General features: G+C 73.6%; 11 protein-coding genes. 4 read left to right on the top strand and 7 right to left on the bottom strand.

The annotated features are described in order from the left end of the window. Positions 1 to 25: 25 nt before the first annotated feature. The 7 genes from AACH10_RS00375 to AACH10_RS00345 form a co-directional block, all read right to left on the bottom strand. Entirely contained in the window at positions 26 to 1579 is a 1554-nt protein-coding gene (locus AACH10_RS00375) for a methyl-accepting chemotaxis protein (RefSeq protein ID WP_341408368.1), read from the bottom strand. 100 nt (positions 1580 to 1679) lie between these two features. After that, positions 1680 to 5333 (bottom strand): PAS domain S-box protein, encoded by a 3654-nt coding sequence (locus AACH10_RS00370; protein WP_341408367.1) that lies wholly within the window; start codon positions 5331 to 5333, stop codon positions 1680 to 1682. Continuing rightward, on the bottom strand, positions 5330 to 7858 hold the full coding sequence (locus AACH10_RS00365) for a hybrid sensor histidine kinase/response regulator (RefSeq protein ID WP_341408366.1): 2529 nt from the start codon (positions 7856 to 7858) through the stop codon (positions 5330 to 5332). The genes AACH10_RS00370 and AACH10_RS00365 overlap by 4 nt, the downstream gene beginning before the upstream one ends. Before the next feature lie 77 nt (positions 7859 to 7935). Continuing rightward, positions 7936 to 8298, bottom strand: a complete 363-nt coding sequence (locus AACH10_RS00360) for an Hpt domain-containing protein (RefSeq protein ID WP_341408365.1) — start codon at positions 8296 to 8298, stop codon at positions 7936 to 7938. Further along, positions 8295 to 9227, bottom strand: coding sequence for a response regulator (locus tag AACH10_RS00355; protein WP_341408364.1), 933 nt, complete (start codon positions 9225 to 9227; stop codon positions 8295 to 8297). Before AACH10_RS00355 ends, AACH10_RS00360 begins: the two co-directional genes overlap by 4 nt. 178 nt (positions 9228 to 9405) lie before the next feature. Beyond that, positions 9406 to 10689, bottom strand: a complete 1284-nt coding sequence (locus AACH10_RS00350; RefSeq protein ID WP_341408363.1) for an FCSD flavin-binding domain-containing protein — start codon at positions 10687 to 10689, stop codon at positions 9406 to 9408. A gap of 17 nt (positions 10690 to 10706) precedes the next feature. Continuing rightward, positions 10707 to 11063, bottom strand: a complete 357-nt coding sequence (locus AACH10_RS00345) for a c-type cytochrome (protein WP_341408362.1) — start codon at positions 11061 to 11063, stop codon at positions 10707 to 10709. Between the two features lie 149 nt (positions 11064 to 11212). On the opposite strand from AACH10_RS00345, the gene AACH10_RS00340 reads away from it, so the two are divergent. The 4 genes from AACH10_RS00340 to AACH10_RS00325 are packed head-to-tail and all read left to right on the top strand — an operon-like array spanning position 11213 to position 15961. Continuing rightward, positions 11213 to 12658: an efflux transporter outer membrane subunit gene (locus AACH10_RS00340; RefSeq protein ID WP_341408361.1), complete on the top strand. Its 1446-nt coding sequence runs from the start codon at positions 11213 to 11215 to the stop codon at positions 12656 to 12658. Next, complete coding sequence (locus AACH10_RS00335) at positions 12655 to 14001, top strand: efflux RND transporter periplasmic adaptor subunit (protein WP_341408360.1); 1347 nt, start codon at positions 12655 to 12657, stop codon at positions 13999 to 14001. Before AACH10_RS00340 ends, AACH10_RS00335 begins: the two co-directional genes overlap by 4 nt. Beyond that, positions 13998 to 14756, top strand: coding sequence for an ABC transporter ATP-binding protein (locus AACH10_RS00330; RefSeq protein ID WP_341408359.1), 759 nt, complete (start codon positions 13998 to 14000; stop codon positions 14754 to 14756). Before AACH10_RS00335 ends, AACH10_RS00330 begins: the two co-directional genes overlap by 4 nt. Beyond that, positions 14756 to 15961: an ABC transporter permease gene (locus AACH10_RS00325; protein ID WP_341408358.1), complete on the top strand. Its 1206-nt coding sequence runs from the start codon at positions 14756 to 14758 to the stop codon at positions 15959 to 15961. The genes AACH10_RS00330 and AACH10_RS00325 overlap by 1 nt, the downstream gene beginning before the upstream one ends. Positions 15962 to 16034: the final 73 nt, after the last annotated feature.

Here is a 16034-nt window from a genome sequence, read left to right as displayed (position 1 = left end):
AGCGATCGCCAGGTCCTTTGTCTTTTCAGGCGGCGTGCGCCGCGTCGGCGTCGCAGCGGAAATGCGTCAGCGCACCCACCAGGCGGTCGGACTGCTGGCGCAGGCTCTCGGCCGCCGCCGCGCTCTGCTCCACCAGCGCCGCGTTCTGCTGCGTGCTGGCGTCCATCTGCGCGATGGCGCTGTTGAGCTGGGCCACGCCGGCATGCTGCTGCTGGCTGGCATCGCTGATCGATTCGACGATCTGCTGCACCCGCTCGATGGCCTGCACCACGTCGGACATGGTGCCGCCGGCGCGGTCGACCAGGGCCGTGCCCTGGGCCACGCGCGACACGCTGTCGCCGATCAGCGCCTTGATCTCGCGGGCGGCTTCGGCGCTGCGCTGGGCCAGCGTGCGCACCTCGCCGGCCACCACCGCGAAGCCGCGGCCCTGCTCGCCGGCGCGGGCGGCTTCCACCGCGGCGTTCAGTGCCAGGATGTTGGTCTGGAAGGCGATGCCGTCGATGACGCCCAGGATGTCGGCGATGCGGCGGCTGCTGGTCTCGATGCCATGCATCGTCGACACCACTTCGGCCACCACCGCGCCGCCGCGCTGGGCCACGCCGGCGGCGTCGATCGACAGCGTGGCGGCCTGGCGCGCGTTGTCGGCGTTCTGGCGCACGGTGCCGGTCAGTTCCTCCATCGACGAGGCGGTCTCCTGCAGCGCGCTGGCCTGGCGCTCGGTGCGCTGGCTGAGGTCCATCGCGCCCTGGGCCACCTCGGAGGCGCCGTGGTTGATCTGCTCGCTGCTGCTGCGCACCTGGCCGATCAGGCCTTCGAGCTGGCGTGTCATCGAGGCCAGTGCACGCATCAGGTCGGCCAGCTCGTTGCGGCCCTCGGTGTCGATGCGCTGGGTCAGGTCGCCGTCGGCCACCGCCTTGGCCAGCTGCACGGCGCGGCCCAGCGGCACCGACACCTGGCGCGAGACGAACCAGCCCGCCGCCGCCGACAGCAGCAGCGCCGCCAGCGACACCACGGCGAGCAGGGTGCGCTTGGCCGCGAACTGGGCCTCGGCCTCGGCGCCGATCTGGTGGGCGCGCTCGGCGGTCAGCGTGGCGTAGGCGTTGGTGGCCTTCACCAGTTCGGCCAGCAGCGGGCGGCATTCGGCGTTCATCTTGGCGATGGCCGGCTCCACCTCGCCGCGGCGCGCCAGGCCCACGATGGCCAGCGCCACCGGTCCGTAGCGGGCCTCGATGCCGGCGATCTCGTCGACCAGGGCGCGTGCCTGCGGTGACACGTCGCTGCCCTCGGCCACCATCTTGCGCAGCGTGGCCAGGTGGCGCTGCACGTCTTCGTGGGCCTTCTGCACGGCCTCGTGCTCGGCCTGCTGGCTGGCGGCGTCGCGCGCCAGCACCAGGTTGCGCGCCGCGATGGCGCGGTCATCCACCGCCTTGCGCACCAGGCCCACCTGGAGGGCCCGGGCGTCGATGCCGTGCAGGTAGCCGTGCAAACGGTCGTTCGCCGCGCCCAGGGACATCAGGGACAGCGCAGACACCAACAGCACGATCGCCGAGAGACTGCCGAAGGCGACCGCGAGAAGCATTCGGATCTTCATGGGCGGTTCATACGGCGCCGTCACCGGGCACCGCGTCCTGACTTGAAAGGAATGCGTGGTTATCGGCCGGGCGTGGCGCGGCTTGAGTTCAGGACTTACCCGGTGCGCTGGCCGGGAGCCAGCGCGCCAGCAGGGCGCTCAGTTTGTCCAGGCTGGTGGGCTTGGTCAGGAAGTCGTCCATGCCGGCGCGGCGGCAGTGCGCGTCCTCGCCGCTCTGCGCGTTGGCGGTCAGGGCCACCACCGGCAGGCGCGGCGCCTGGGCCGGCTCCTGCTGGCGCCAGGCGGTGGTGAAGGCATAGCCGTCCATCACCGGCATGTGCAGGTCGGTGAAGACCAGGTCGTAGCGGCCGGCGCGCAGGCGCTCCAGCGCCTGCTGGCCGTCGCCGACGATGTCGGGGTCGAAGCCCAGCTTGCGCAGCTGGAAGGCGATGACCTTCTGGTTGGCCGGGTTGTCCTCGGCGACCAGGATGCGCTCGCTGCGGGCCGGCAGTGAAGGGCGGCCACCGGCCGGCGAGGGCGTGGCGGCGGGTGTGGCCGTCGCTGGCGGGATGTCGGGTGGCGGGCCGGCCATGTCGACCGGTTCGACCGGGTCGGCCGTGGGCGTGACCAGGCGCATCGCATGGCTCACGGCATGCAGCCAGGCGCCGCGGCCCAGGGCGTTGGCATCGATGCGCAGGCCGTGTGCACCGCCGTTGCGCGGGCGTGCCCGCCGCACGCGGCCGCGGCCCACCACCAGCAGCGGCGGCGGTGAGTCTTGCGTCGCCAGCCACGCGGCGAGGCGGCGTTCGCCGTCGGCCTGCTGCGGTGGCGGCAGGTCGACGATCCACAGCGACACGGGTGGGGCCACGGCACCGGCGTCCGTCCAGTCCTCGAGCAGGGTCACCTCGCCACCGGCGGCCATCAGGTAGGCGGCCAGCTCGCGCACGCGGCTGTCGCGTGCGGCCACCAGGCCGAAGCGCCGGCCCTGCAGCGGGCGCATGGCGGCGTCGCGGGCCGCCGGCGCGGCGGGGCGGACCGGTTGGGCGGCCTCGACGGCGGACGGCAGCCTGTGCACGGGCAGCCACACCTCGAAGCAGCTGCCCTGGTCGGGCGCGCTGCGCAGCGTGATCTGCCCGCCCATCGCGTCCACCAGCGAGCGCGTGATGGTCAGGCCCAGGCCGGTGCCGCCGAAGCGCCGCGTGGTCGACAGGTCGGCCTGCACGAAGGGCTGGAACAGGCGCTGCTGCGCCTGCGCGTCGATGCCGATGCCATCGTCGATGACGGCCAGGCACATGCCGGGGCGGCCCTGGTCGTCGGCCTGCGGCGTCCAGCGCACATGCACCTGGCCGCGGCGGTCGCTGCGGGCCGAGAACTTGATCGCGTTGCCCACCAGGTTGGTCACCACCTGGCGCAGGCGCAGCGGGTCGCCCAGCATCTGTTCGGGCGCCTGCGGGTCGGTGAACCAGGTCAGGTCCACGCGCCGGTCCAACGCCAGCGGGTCCAGCACGCCGCAGGCCTGCTCGACGACCTGCGCGCCGTGCACGGCGATGGCCTCCAGCGCCAGCTGGCCGGCCTCGATCTTCGAGAAGTCGAGGATGTCGTCGAGGATGCCCAGCAGCGCCACGCCCGAGTTGCGGATGAGCTCGGCCGTCTCCTGCTGCTCGGCGTCCAGGCCCGACTGCTGCAGCACGCCGATCAGGCCGATGACGCCGTTCATCGGCGTGCGGATCTCGTGGCTCATGTTGGCCATGAACTCGCGCTGCGTGCGCGCGGCCAGCATCTCGGCGCTGATGTCGCGCAGGTGCAGCACCTGCGAGATCGACGCGGCCTCGCAGCGCCGGCGGCTGCACACCACCACGCGGCCCGCGCTGTCGGCCAGTCGCAGCACCTCGGCGCGCACGTCGGCATCGGCCGCGCCGCCGATGCCGGCCAGCCACTGGCCGGTGCCCCGCGGGTTGCGCTCGGCCACCACGGCGTCCAGCGCGGCGTCGAACTCCGCCCCGGTGGCGCGCAGCAGGCGGCTGGCATCCAGGCCGGTGAGCTGCTCGAAGGCCGGGTTGACCGAGATGACGCGGCCGGCGGCGTCGAAGGACACGAAGCCGTCGGGGCTGAGCGCGAAGATGGTCTGCATCCGCGCCACCTCGTCGCGCAGGCGCAGGTCGGTCTGCACGCGGTCGGTGATGTCGTCGACGGTCAGCACCGCCAGGCGCACCGCCTGGCGCGAGCGTGCGGCCGCGTTGCCGATGCGCTGCGCGGGATCGCCGGCCATCGGGCTGACGGTCAGCGCCAGCCAGCCGTCCTCGCCGTCGGGGCGGCGGCGGCTCAGCGTGGTGCGCTGCACATGCTCCTCGGTCAGTGCGCGCAGCACCGTGCTCTGGCCCTCGCCTTCCAGCAGCAGCTCGCGCAGCACGCGGCCGTCGGGCGAGAGCAGGGTCTTCACGTCGCAGCCGGCCAGGCGGGCGGCGGCGGCGTTGGCGTAGATGGCATGCGTGCCGGTGGGTGCCACGGCGACGATCAGCATGCCGTCGCCGCTGCTGGCCAGTGCCGCGTCGCGCAGCGCCAGGCCGGTGGCGGCCTGTGCGCGGGCCTGGCGCGCGGCCACGGCGGCGCTGATGTCGATGGCGAACTTGACGACCTTGTAGGGCTTGCCGTCGGCGCCCAGGATCGGCGTGTAGGTGGCCTGCAGCCACACCGGCCGGCCATGCGCACCCAGGCGCATGAACTCGCCGGCCTGTGGGCGGCCCTCGTGCAGCGCGGTCCAGAAGGCGCGGTAGCCCTCGGTCTCGGCATAGCCCGGCAGGCAGAACAGGCGGTGGTGGCGGCCCAGCACCTCGTCGCGCTGGTAGCCCATGGCGTCGAGGAACAGCGGGTTGGCGTCGAGGATGTGGCCGTCCAGGTCGAACTCGATCACCGCCTGGGTGCGCAGCACCGCGGCCATCTTGCCCTGGTCCTCCATCGCGCGCAGCTTGTCGGCGGTGATGTCGGTGGCGAACTTGACGATGCGCTCGGTGCGCCCGTCCAGGCCGGGAATCGGCGTGTAGGTGGCCTGCAGCCACACCGGCCGGCCGTGGCGGTCCAGGCGCATGAACTCGCCACGCTGCGGGCGGCCCTGGCGCAGCGCGTCCCAGAAAGCCTGGTACTCGGTGCTGGCGGCATGCTCGGGCGCGCAGAACATGCGGTGGTGCTCGCCCTGCACCTCGAACAGGCTGTAGCCCAGCGCGTCCAGGAACACCGGGTTGGCGTCCAGCACATGGCCGGCCAGGTCGAAGGCGATCACGGCCTGGCTGGACCAGATGGCCATCAGCTGCGCATCGGCGGCCAGCGCCGCGCGCTTGGCGGCGGTGATGTCGGTGGCGAAGGTGACCACCTTGCGCGGCTGGCCATGGCGGTCGAGGATGGGCGTGTAGGTGGCCTGCATCCACACCTGGCGGCCGTCGCGCGCCACGCGCAGGAACTCGCCGTGCTGCGCCCGGCCCTCGCGCAGCGCCTGCCACAGCGCCTGGTGCGCCGCGTCGTGCGGCGCCTGTTCGGGGCAGAACTGGTCGTGGTGCAAGCCGGCCAGGCGGCCGGCCGGCCAGCCCAGCATCTCGAGGAAGCGGTCGTTGGCGGCCAGCAGCGTGCCGTCCAGCGCGAACTCGGCCACGCACTGGCTGCGCGAGATGGCCGCCAGCTTGGCCGCGCGCTCGGCGTCGCGCTCGGCCTCCTGCTCGCTGCGCAGCACGGTGTCCGTGAGGGCCTGGATCTCGGCGAGGTGGGGCTTCATGGCGCGTCAGCCGGCGCGGGCGCCGTGGTTCGGTGGGCTTCAGAGGCCTGCAGCCAGCGCTCGAGCGTGGCCTGGAGCATCGGCAGGCTGGTCGGCTTGGTCAGGAAGTCGTCCATGCCCTGGGCACGGCATCGTTCGGCCTCGCCACTCTGGGCGTTGGCGGTCAGCGCGATGATCGGCAGCAGCGCGCCGCCGTCGCGGCGGGCGTCCGCGGCACGCAGGGCCTGGCTGAGGGCGAAGCCGTCCATCACCGGCATGTGCAGGTCGGTCAGCAGCAGGTCGTGGCGCCCGCTGTGCCAGCGTGCCAGCGCCTGCGAGCCGTCGGCGGCGATCTCGGCGGCAAAGCCCAGCTGGCGCAGCTGGAAGGCGATGACCTTCTGGTTGGCCGGGTTGTCCTCGGCGACCAGGATGCGCTCGGGCCGCGACGGCGCTGGCGCCCGCGGCGCGGCTGGCGCCGCTGCTGGCTCGGTGGTCGGCTCGTTGATCGGCCCGGCGGCTGGCGAGGCTGCCACCGCCGGGTTGCGCGCCCGGACAGCCGTGGTCATCACCTGCTGCACCACCTGCAGCCAGCGGGCGCGGGTCAGGCCGTTGATGTCCAGCGTGTGCCCCGGCAGGCAGGGATGGGCTCGCAGCCGGCGGCGCCGGCCGCGGCACAGGTGCAGCACACGCAGGCCGGGTTCCCCGGTGGCGCCGGTGCCGGCGCAGGCCGCCAGCAGGGCCGCCAGCGGTGCGCCATGGTGGGCGACGCTGGCCGGGGCGTCGGCGCCCGGACCGTCGGGGCCGCCGGGGTCGTCCAGCAGGCACAGCTGCGGTGGCGCCTGGCCGGCGTGGGCCACCCAGGCCAGGGCCTCGGCCAGCGTGGCCACCTGGTGCACGCTGGCGCCGTGGAAGGCCAGCTGCCGCCCCAGGTCGGTGGCCGGGCCGGCCGGCTCGGCCACCACCAGGCAGCGCAGCGCAAGGCCGGGCACGGGCCGCGGGCCGGGGGGATGGTGGTGGCCCGGGCCGGCCGGGTCGCCGGTGGCATCGGCGCCGTCGGCCGCCACCGCGCTGCGCAGCGGCAGCCACACCGTGAAGGTGCTGCCCTGGCCCGGCGTGCTGTCCACCTGCACCTGGCCGCGCATGGCCTGCACCAGGGCCTGGGTGATGGCCAGGCCCAGGCCGGCCCCGCCGAAGCGTCGGGTGCTGCTGCGATCGGCCTGCACGAAGGCATCGAACACGCGGCCGATCAGGGCCGGCGGGATGCCGATGCCGTTGTCGATGACGCTCAGGCCCAGGCCAGGTTCCCCGGCGGGGCCGGGGGCCGGCGCCCAGCGCACATGCACCCGTCCGCGGGCCGCGGGCGCCGTGCCGGTGCCGCCGGTGCCGGTGGCGTCGCCCGCCGCCGGTGTCGAGAACTTCACCGCGTTGCCCACCAGGTGCTGCACGATCTGCCGCAGGCGTTGCGGATCGCCCAGCACCATGGCCGGCACCGCGGGGTCGACATGGTGGGTCAGGTCCACGCGGGCATCCTGGGCGCCCGGCTCCAGCATCGCGCACACCTGCTCGATGACCAGGCCGCTGTCCATCGGCCGCTCGTCCAGCGTGAGCGTGCCGTCGTCGATGCGCGAGAAGTCCAGTGCGTCTTCCAGCACGCCCAGCAGGGCCTGGCCGGAGTTGCGCATCAGCTCGGACGCCTCGCGCTGCTCGGCGGTCAGCGGGCCCTGCTGCAGCACGCCCAGCAGGCCCAGCACGCCGTTCATCGGTGTGCGCAGGTCGTGGCTCATCGCGGTCAGGAAGTCGCGCTGCGTGCGGTTGGCCGCCTGTGCCTCGGCGATGGCGCGCACCTTGGCGCGCACCACGCGGTACGACAGCCACAGCCCCGGCAGCACCAGCGCCAGCGTGCACAGCACCAGCGCAGCCAGCGCCAGGCGCCACAGCAGGCGGTTGGCCTCGCCCAGGTGCTGGCTGAACTCGGTCTGGCGCAGCGTGAGCTCGGCATTGAGCTGGTGCAGCTGGGCGCTCAGCCGGGCCTGGCGGCCGATGTCGGCGCAGTCGCGCTGCACCGCCTGGTGCAATTGCTCGGCCACCTGCTCCACGTCGGCGAGCAGCCGGTCGGCGGCGCGCCAGTCGTTGACGGCCAGGTGGATCGGCTCGACCCAGCGCAGCCAGCGGAACACGAAGATCAGCCCGTCGATGTCGCCCGGGTGGATGCCGCCTTGCGCGAAGCCCTGGCGCGCGACGTCCAGGTCGGGCGGATCGCGTTCCAGCGCCAGGCGTGCGCTGCGGTCGCCCTGGGGCACGCGCAGCTGGTGGTGGAACGCGGCCATGTGCCGCGGCTCGCAGGTGTCGATGTAGCGGTACAGCTCCAGCAGCGCATTCTTCTGCGCCTTGGACCATTGGCTCTCGCCCTCGACATAGGCGCGGCCCGCCGACATCAGCGCAAAGCACTGTGCCGTGAGCACCAGCACCAGCACCGCCGACAGCACGAAGGGCCAGCACACCTGCCACAGGCCGCGCCGGGCCGGGTGGCTGGCGTGCCAGCGCATGCGCAACCGGCGCCAGCTGCGGCCGGGGCGGCGGCGTCCGACGAGGCCGGAGGCGGGCATGGCCGTGAACCGCCGCCTCAGCCCAGGCCGAGGTGCCCGGCGATGAAGCCGTCCACACGCTGCCACTCGCTGTGCCACTGCGCCAGCAGCGCGCGCGCGCCGTCCAGGTCGGCCCGCTCGCCGGCCTGCTCCAGGCGCTCGGACATCTGCCCCAGCGGCATGGCGCCCATGTAGCGCGCCGACGACTTGATGCGGTGGGCGGCGCTGGCCAGCGCCGCCGCATCACCGGCGTCCATGGCCTGCCTCAGCATGTCGCGCGACTCGCTGGCGGTGACGCGGAAGTCGGCCAGGAATTCGTCGCGCATCGCGTCGTCGCAGCCGGTCAGGTCGGGCAGCACCTGCAGGTCGATCGGCGGCTCGCTGGGGGAGGTGTGGCTCATGGCAGGTGCGGGGCGGGCGTGGCGGGGGTCGGCGGGCCGCTGGCGTCCAGGCCCGGCAGCTTCAGGTGCTTGGCCATCACGTCGAGCAGCATCTTCTTGCTGAAGGGCTTGACGACGAAGCCGCTGGCGCCGACCTGCAGGCTCTGCACCACGCGCTCGCGGTCGCTGTGGCTGGTGAGCATGATCACCGGCAGCTGGCCCAGGCCGGGCAGGCGGCGCAGTTCGCGCACGGCCTGGATGCCGTCGAGCTGCGGCATGTCGATGTCCATCAGCACCAGCTGCGGCGGGTCATCGCCCAGCTGCTGCAGCGCACTGGCGGCGCGGTCGCGCCAGACCAGGCGCACGCCGCAGTCGGCCAGCATCATGCGGGTGAGCTTGTACTGGAAGGGGTCGTCGTCGACCAGCAGCACCTGGGGCACGCGTTGCGGGGCCGCGGCGGCGGGCGCTGCTGCGGCGGCGGCCGTGGCGACCGTGGGCGCCTCGGCGGCGCCAGGCGGCGCGCCGTGCGCGGCTCGGACCGCGGCCACGCCCCGCAGCCAGGCGTGCACCGACATGCGCAGGCGGTAGCCGTCCAGCGGGATCGGCCAGTGCTGCACGTAGTCGTCGGCCACGCCCTCGCGGCACAGCTCGAAGGCCTCGCGCACGGTGTCCTTGTCCACCAGCAGCAGCACGCGCTGGCGGCCGCGGCGGCCGGCGCGCTCGCCGCCGTACAGCAGTTGCAGCACCTCGCGGCAGCGGCTCAGGCTGCGCAGGGCCAGCACCACCAGATCGGCCGCGAAGGCGTCGCCGGCGGCGACGAAGCCCTCGGGGTCGGGGCACACGCGCAGGTCGACACGGTCGATGCGCAACGGCTCCACGGCGCCGCGGGCGTCGTGGGTGGTGTCGGCAAGCACCAGCACGCTGCAGCGCTGGGCAGGGGTGGACGGCATGGCGGATCCAGGCAGCGGTACGGCCGTGTCACAAAGATTTCCCGCCGTACTGCCTGCCTCGCCGGGAAGACGTTTGGACAGACTATCGGCCGCTGCCGCCGCGGCTTGAGCCTGCCATGCCACGCCAGGCCGTACCCGGCCCGCGAATGCGTGACGAGTTCACGCGGGGTGCCGCGGCTCAGGCCAGCGCGTCGGCCCAGATCGTGCGCGCCCAGTTCCAGGCGTAGCGGCCTTCCTGCTCGGTGGGGCCGGCAGACAGGCCGCCGGAGCCGGCCACGGTCTTGAAGGTCTTCTCGGCGGCCACGTACTCGTGCACGCTGGCCACATGGATGACGCGCTGGCCATCCACGTAGCTGTAGCAGGTGTTGGTGAGCATGGGCGCCGGGTTCACCGGCTGGCCGCCCAGCTGCGCGACGATGGCCGCCGCCGCCACCTTGGCGTGGCTGTTGGCCATGTGGCCGCTCTTGGGCATCAGCGGCGCCACCTGGATCGCGTCGCCGATGACATGGATGTCGGGGTGCACCGTGGACGCGAAGCTCTGGTAGTTCACGCCGGCCCAGCGGCCGTTCACGTTGGCCAGGCCGGTGTCCACCGCGATGCGGCCGGCGCGCATCGGCGGCAGCACGTTGGCCACGTCGGCGCGCACGTCGTCCTGCACCTCGAAGCGGATGCTGCGGCCGTCGGCGCTGACGCCGCTGGCCTTGTGCTGCGGGCGGTACTCCAGGATGCCGGCGTACTGCTCGGCCCACAGCTTCTTGAACAGCGCGCCCTTGCTGGTGACGTCGGGGTTGGCGTCGAGCACCAGCACCTTGCTGCGCGGCTTTGCGGCCTTGAAGTACGCGGCGATCACGCTGGCCCGCTCATATGGGCCCGGCGGGCAGCGGTAGGGGGCCTCGGGCACGGTCAGCGCATACACGCCGCCATCGGGCATGGCCTCGAGCTGGCGGCGCAGCGCCGCGGTCTCGGGGCCGGCCTTCCAGGCCTGCAGCACGCGGCCGGCGGCCTGGGCCTCGCGCAGGCCCTCCACCGCGTCGAACATCAGGTCGATGCCTGGCGACAGCACCAGCTTCTCGTAGCCGATCTCGGGGCCCGAGGCCAGCACCACCTTGCGCGCCTGCGGGTCGATGCGCGCCACCGTGTCGCGCACCACCGTCACGCCGTGGCTGCGCGCCAGCGCGGTGTAGGGCACGGTCAGTTCGGCCAGCGTGCGGTGGCCCGACAGCACCAGGTTGCTGAGCGGGCAGCTGACGAAGTGCGTGTTGGGCTCGACCAGCACCACGTCCAGCGTGTGGTCGGAGAACAGGCGCAGGTACTTGGCGGCGGTGGCGCCGCCGAAGCCCCCGCCCACCACCACCACGCGGGTGCGGGCGGGGATGGCGGGCGCGGTGGCGCAGCCGCTCAGGCCCGTGGCCAGGGGCAGCGCGGCGGCGGCAGACAGCAGGGTGCGGCGGTGCAGGGTCATGTCGGGGCTCCTGGCGGTCAGCGGGCGCGGCGCGAGAAGTAGCCGGCCAGGTCTTGCAGCTGGGCGTCGCTGTAGCCCTTGGCGATCTGGTGCATCACGGTGGCCGGGCGCTCACCGCGCTTGAACTGCAGCATCAGCTCGTTCAGGCGGCTGGCGCGCTCGCCGGCCAGGCCAGGTACGGCGCTGTCGGGCAGCGCGCGGCCCTCGGTGCCATGGCAGTTGGCGCAGGTGGCGGCCAGCGCGCGCAGGGCCAGCGGTTCGGAGGCGGGCTGGGCGCGGGCCGGCAGGGCCTGCACGGCCAGCAGCAGGGCGGCGCAGGCCGGGGCAAGAGCACGGGCGCGGGCAGGGACGCCCTGGTTCGGGTTCAGGCGCATGGCGGGGCGGCCGGTCGTCGGGCCGTGAGGGCGGAACGGATGCCGAGCATATGCCAGACCACACATCCGCTTGACCTGGGGCAAAGCCCCCGAACGATCCGACAGCGGGGTGGACACACTGCTTCACATGGCCGCGTTAACGTGAAGCCATGCGAGTTTTCACCTACTGTGGCGGCCAGGCCCGCCGCGGCCTGGCCACAGGGCTGCTGCTCGGCGGCAGCCTGTGGCTGGGCGGCTGCGCCAGCCCCGGTGCGCCGCCGTCAGCGCCCGCCGTGGCCGCGCCGGTCGGCTGGCAGCAGACCCTGGCCGGCAGCCAGCCCGGCGCGGTGGCCGAAACCTGGTGGGCCGAGCTGGGGGACGCGCGCCTGCAGCGCCTGGTGGCACTGGCCGAGCGCCAGGCGCCCGACCTGCGCACCGCGCTGGCCCGACTGCGCCAGGCACGCGCCCAGCTGGCGCTGGCCGAGGCCGCGCGCGGCGCCAGCGTCAGCGGCTCGCTGTCGGCCACGCGCAGCCGCAGCAGCGCCAGCAGCAGCACCGGCCGCACCGTCAACCTGTTCGATGCCGGCTTCGACGCCAGCTGGGAGGCCGACCTGTTCGGCCGCCTGCAGGCCGGCGTGGACGCCGCCAGCGCCGATGCCGCGGCCAGCGCCGCCAGCCATGGCGATGCGCTGGTGACGCTGCGTGCCGAGGTGGCGCGGCAGTACGTGGCGCTGCGCGGCCTGCAGTCGCAGCAGGCCGCGGCCAGTGCCAACCTGGCCCTGCTGGCCGAGACCGCGCAGATCGCCGCCTGGCGCGCCCAGGCCGGCCTGGCCAGCACGCTGGATGTGGAGCAGGCCGACGCCAGCCGAGACCAGACCCGCGCGACGCTGGCCACGCTGGAGGCCAGTGCCGTGGCGGCGCGCCGCCAGCTGGAACTGCTGACCGGCCAGGCCCCCAGCGCGTTGGATGCCGAGCTGGCCGCGCCGCAGCCGCTGCCGGCGCTGCCGGCCCGCGTGGCGCTGCCGATCCCGGCCGACACGCTGCGCCAGCGCGCCGATGTGCGCATGGCGGCCGCGCAGTGGCAGGCCGAGGCGGCGCGCAGCGCCGTGGCCCAGGCCAATCTGCGCCCCAAGCTCACGCTCAGCGGCAGCATCGGCCTGCAGGCGCTGACGCTGGGGGCGCTGGGCGACGGCGCGGCGGGCTCGCTGGCCGCGGGTCTGACCGCCCCGATCTTCGACGCCGGCCGGCTGCGCGCCACGCTGCAGGCCCAGCTGGCGGTGCAGGACGTGTACGCCATCGCCTACGAGAAGGCCGTGCTGAACGCGCTGGCCGAGGTGGAGGGCGGCCTGGCCACGCTGGCCGGCCGCCGCGCCCAGGTGCAGGCACTGGAGGCGGCCGCGGCATCGGCGCGGCGGGCCGCCACGCTGTCACGGGCCCGCTACGACAGCGGGCTGATCGACTTCCGCACCGTGCTGGATGCCCAGCGCACCGCGCTGACCCTCGACGACAGCCTGGCCTCGGCGCGTGCCGACGCGCTGGCCGCCTGGATCGCGCTCTACAAGTCCCTGGGAGGCGGCTGGAGCGGCCCTCTCCCCGACGCAGGAAAGAACCCATGAACCCAACGAACAGCCCCGCCGCCAGCGCCGCGGTGGCCGATGTCATCGGTGCCGGCGCCTCCGGTGGCCGCCGCTGGACGGCCTGGGCCCTGGGGGCCGGCGCCGTGCTGGTGCTGGCCGCGGCCGCTGCCGGGTGGTGGGGCAGCGCCGGCCAGGTGCGGCCGCTGCAGTACCGCAGCACGCCGGCCAGCACCGGCACGCTGCGCGTCAGCGTGTCGGCCACCGGCAACCTCGAGCCGATCAACCAGGTGGATGTGGGCAGCGAGCTCTCGGGCACCGTCGAGGCCGTGCTGGTCGACGACAACGACCGCGTGAAGAAGGGCCAGGTGCTGGCCCGTCTGGACACCGCCAAGCTGCAGGACGCGGTGAACAAGAGCGAGGCCGCCCTGGCCCAGGCCGAGGCGCAGGTGAAGCTGGCGCAGGCCACGACGATGGAGGCGCGCGCCAGCCTGGCGCGGCTGCAGCAGGTGCAGCAGCTGTCGGGCGGCAAGGTGCCGGCGGCCACCGAGATCACCACCGCCGAGGCCACGCTGGCCCGCGCCGAGGCCACCGAGGCGAGCCAGAAGGCCGCCGTGCAGCAGGCCGTGGCCACGCTGCGCTCGGACCGCACCAACCTGGCCAAGGCGCAGATCCGCTCGCCCATCGACGGCGTGGTGCTGTCGCGCAAGGTGGAGCCGGGCCAGACGGTGGCCGCCAGCCTGCAGGTGGCCACGCTGTTCACACTGGCCGAGAACCTGGCGCAGATGCAGCTCAAGGTCAGCGTCGACGAGGCCGACGTGGGCCAGGTGAAGACCGGCCAGGCGGCCAGCTTCAGCGTTGACGCCTACCCCGACCGCCGCTACCCGTCGAAGATCCAGCGCGTGGGCCTGGGCTCGACCACCACCAACAACGTGGTCTCGTACGCCACGCTGCTGGAGGTGGACAACGCCGACCTGAGCCTGCGCCCGGGCATGACGGCGACGGCCGACATCACCACCGTCGTGCGCGAGAACGCGCTGCTGGTGCCCAACGCCGCGCTGCGCTGGACGCCGCCTGCGGCGGCCGGTGCGGCCGGCGGCGCCAGCGCGCCCGGTGGCGGTGCGCCCAAGTCCAGCCTGGTCAGCAGCCTGATGCCGCGCCCGCCGGGTGGCAACCAGCGCCCGGCCGGCGCTGGCAACGGTGCGGCGGCCAAGGCTGCGGCCCGCGCCACCCAGCAGACCGTGTGGGTGCTGGGCGCCGACGGCCAGCCGCAGGCCGTGCCGGTGACCGTGGGCCCCACCGACGGCAAGCACACGCAGATCGTCTCCGGCAACCTGAAGGCCGGCCAGGCGGTGATCACCGACAGCGTGGAAGCCGACAAGTGAGCACCGATGCGCCCGGCGCGGCACCACTGATCCGCCTGCGCGGCGTCACCAAGACCTATGGCAGCGGCAACACGGCCTTCCAGGCGCTGCGCGGCGTGGACATGGACGTGCAGGCCGGCGAGTTCGTCGCGGTGATGGGCCCCAGCGGCTCGGGCAAGAGCACGGTGATGAACATCCTGGGCTGCCTGGACACCCTGAGCGCCGGCAGCTACCGCTTCCGCGACGTGGCCGTGGAGGCGCTGGACCGCAACCAGCGTGCGCGGTTGCGCCGGCACTACCTCGGCTTCGTGTTCCAGGGCTTCAACCTGCTGGGCCGCACCTCGGCGCAGGAGAACGTGGAGCTGCCGCTGCTGTACCGCGGCGCCAGCGCCGCCGAGCGCCACCGCGCCGCGCGCGAGGCCCTGGCCCAGGTGGGCCTGGACGGCTGGGGCCACCACACGCCGGCCGAGCTGTCGGGCGGCCAGCAGCAGCGCGTGGCCATCGCGCGGGCCATCGTCACGCAGCCGCAGGTGCTGCTGGCCGATGAGCCCACCGGCAACCTCGACACCCAGCGCAGCCGCGAGATCATGGACCTGATCGCCACGCTGAACCGCGAGCGCGGCATCACCGTGCTGATGGTCACGCACGAGCCCGACATGGCCGCCTACGCACGCCGCGTGGTGCGCTTCGTCGACGGCCGCGTCGACAGCGACCGCCTGCAGGAGCCGGTGATGTCGCCGCCGGTGGAAAGCACGCTGGCCGGGGAGGGCGGCTGATGCTCTGGAACACCTTGCTGCTGGCGCTGCGCGCCATCCGCCGCAACCTGCTGCGTTCGATGCTCACCACGCTGGGCATCGTCATCGGCGTGGCCGCGGTGATTACCATGGTGACGCTGGGCAACGGCGCCACGCAGTCGGTGTCGGCGCAGATCTCCAGCCTGGGCAGCAACCTGCTGATCCTGCGCGCCGGCCAGCGGCCCGGCCCCGGCTCGGCGCAGAGCGCGCCGCCGCTGAAGATGGCCGATGCCGAGGCCATCGCCAGCCAGATCGACGGCACGCAAGCCGTGGCCGCCACGGTGAACAAGAGCGTCACCGCCATCGCCGCGGCGAAGAACTGGAGCACCCAGGTCACCGGTACCAGCAACGATTACTTCCTGGCCGGCAACTGGACGCTGGCCTCGGGCCGCGAGTTCAGCGACATGGAGCTGCGCGCCGGCCGCGCCGTGTGCGTGCTGGGCGACCGTGTGAAGCGCGAGCTGTTCGGCAGCAGCAACCCGGTGGGGGCCGATGTGCGCGTCAAGGACTTCAGCTGCGAGGTCGTCGGCCTGCTCTCGCCCAAGGGCCAGGGCGCGATGGGCAACGACCAGGACGACCTGATCGTGATGCCGCTGCGCACGGCCCAGCGGCGCCTGACCGGCAGCACCGACATCGGCAGCGTGATGGTCTCGGCGCGCACGGCCAGTGCCACCAGCAAGGTCAAGGCGCAGATGGAACAGCTGATGCGCGAGCGCCGCAAGATCGCCGACAACGCCAACGACGACTTCAACGTGCTCGACACCAAGCAGCTGGCCGACACGCTGTCGGGCACCATCCGCACCATGACCACGCTGCTGGGCGCGGTGGCCGCAGTCAGCCTGCTGGTGGGCGGCATCGGCATCATGAACATCATGCTGGTCAGCGTCACCGAGCGCACGCGCGAGATCGGCATCCGCCTGGCCATCGGCGCGCTGGAGCGCGAGGTGCTGCTGCAGTTCCTGATCGAGGCCATCGTGCTGTCGGCCTTCGGCGGGCTGCTGGGCATCGCGCTGGCGGCGGCGGCCAGCGTGGGCCTGGCCAGCGTGCTGTCGCTGCCGTACACCTTCCAGCCGCAGATCAACGTGATGGCCTTCGTGTTCTCGGCCGCCATCGGCATGATCTTCGGCTTCTTCCCGGCGCGGCGCGCGGCGGCGCTGAACCCGATCGAGGCGCTGCGCCACGAGTAGGCCCCGGGCGTGTGCCCTGACCGTGCACCGGCTTTGCGCCAGCGCGGGTGCGTCGCCACCGGTTTGCGCGATG

Origin of the sequence: Pseudaquabacterium inlustre, from assembly GCF_038066595.1 — a bacterium.
Lineage (GTDB): Bacteria > Pseudomonadota > Gammaproteobacteria > Burkholderiales > Burkholderiaceae_C > Pseudaquabacterium > Pseudaquabacterium inlustre.
Note: the sequence above shows the minus strand (reverse complement) of the source record. Positions and strands in the feature narration are given on the sequence as shown.

Excerpts from the sequence above, each read along its gene's own strand:
- AACH10_RS00375 (WP_341408368.1), bottom strand. The coding sequence starts at position 1,579 with ATGCTTCTCGCGGTCGCCTTCGGCAGTCTCTCGGCGATCGTGCTGTTG.
- AACH10_RS00370 (WP_341408367.1), bottom strand. The coding sequence starts at position 5,333 with ATGAAGCCCCACCTCGCCGAGATCCAGGCCCTCACGGACACCGTGCTG.
- AACH10_RS00365 (WP_341408366.1), bottom strand. The coding sequence starts at position 7,858 with ATGCGCTGGCACGCCAGCCACCCGGCCCGGCGCGGCCTGTGGCAGGTG.
- AACH10_RS00360 (WP_341408365.1), bottom strand. The coding sequence starts at position 8,298 with ATGAGCCACACCTCCCCCAGCGAGCCGCCGATCGACCTGCAGGTGCTG.
- AACH10_RS00355 (WP_341408364.1), bottom strand. The coding sequence starts at position 9,227 with ATGCCGTCCACCCCTGCCCAGCGCTGCAGCGTGCTGGTGCTTGCCGAC.
- AACH10_RS00350 (WP_341408363.1), bottom strand. The coding sequence starts at position 10,689 with ATGACCCTGCACCGCCGCACCCTGCTGTCTGCCGCCGCCGCGCTGCCC.
- AACH10_RS00345 (WP_341408362.1), bottom strand. The coding sequence starts at position 11,063 with ATGCGCCTGAACCCGAACCAGGGCGTCCCTGCCCGCGCCCGTGCTCTT.
- AACH10_RS00340 (WP_341408361.1), top strand. The coding sequence starts at position 11,213 with ATGCGAGTTTTCACCTACTGTGGCGGCCAGGCCCGCCGCGGCCTGGCC.
- AACH10_RS00335 (WP_341408360.1), top strand. The coding sequence starts at position 12,655 with ATGAACCCAACGAACAGCCCCGCCGCCAGCGCCGCGGTGGCCGATGTC.
- AACH10_RS00325 (WP_341408358.1), top strand. The coding sequence starts at position 14,756 with ATGCTCTGGAACACCTTGCTGCTGGCGCTGCGCGCCATCCGCCGCAAC.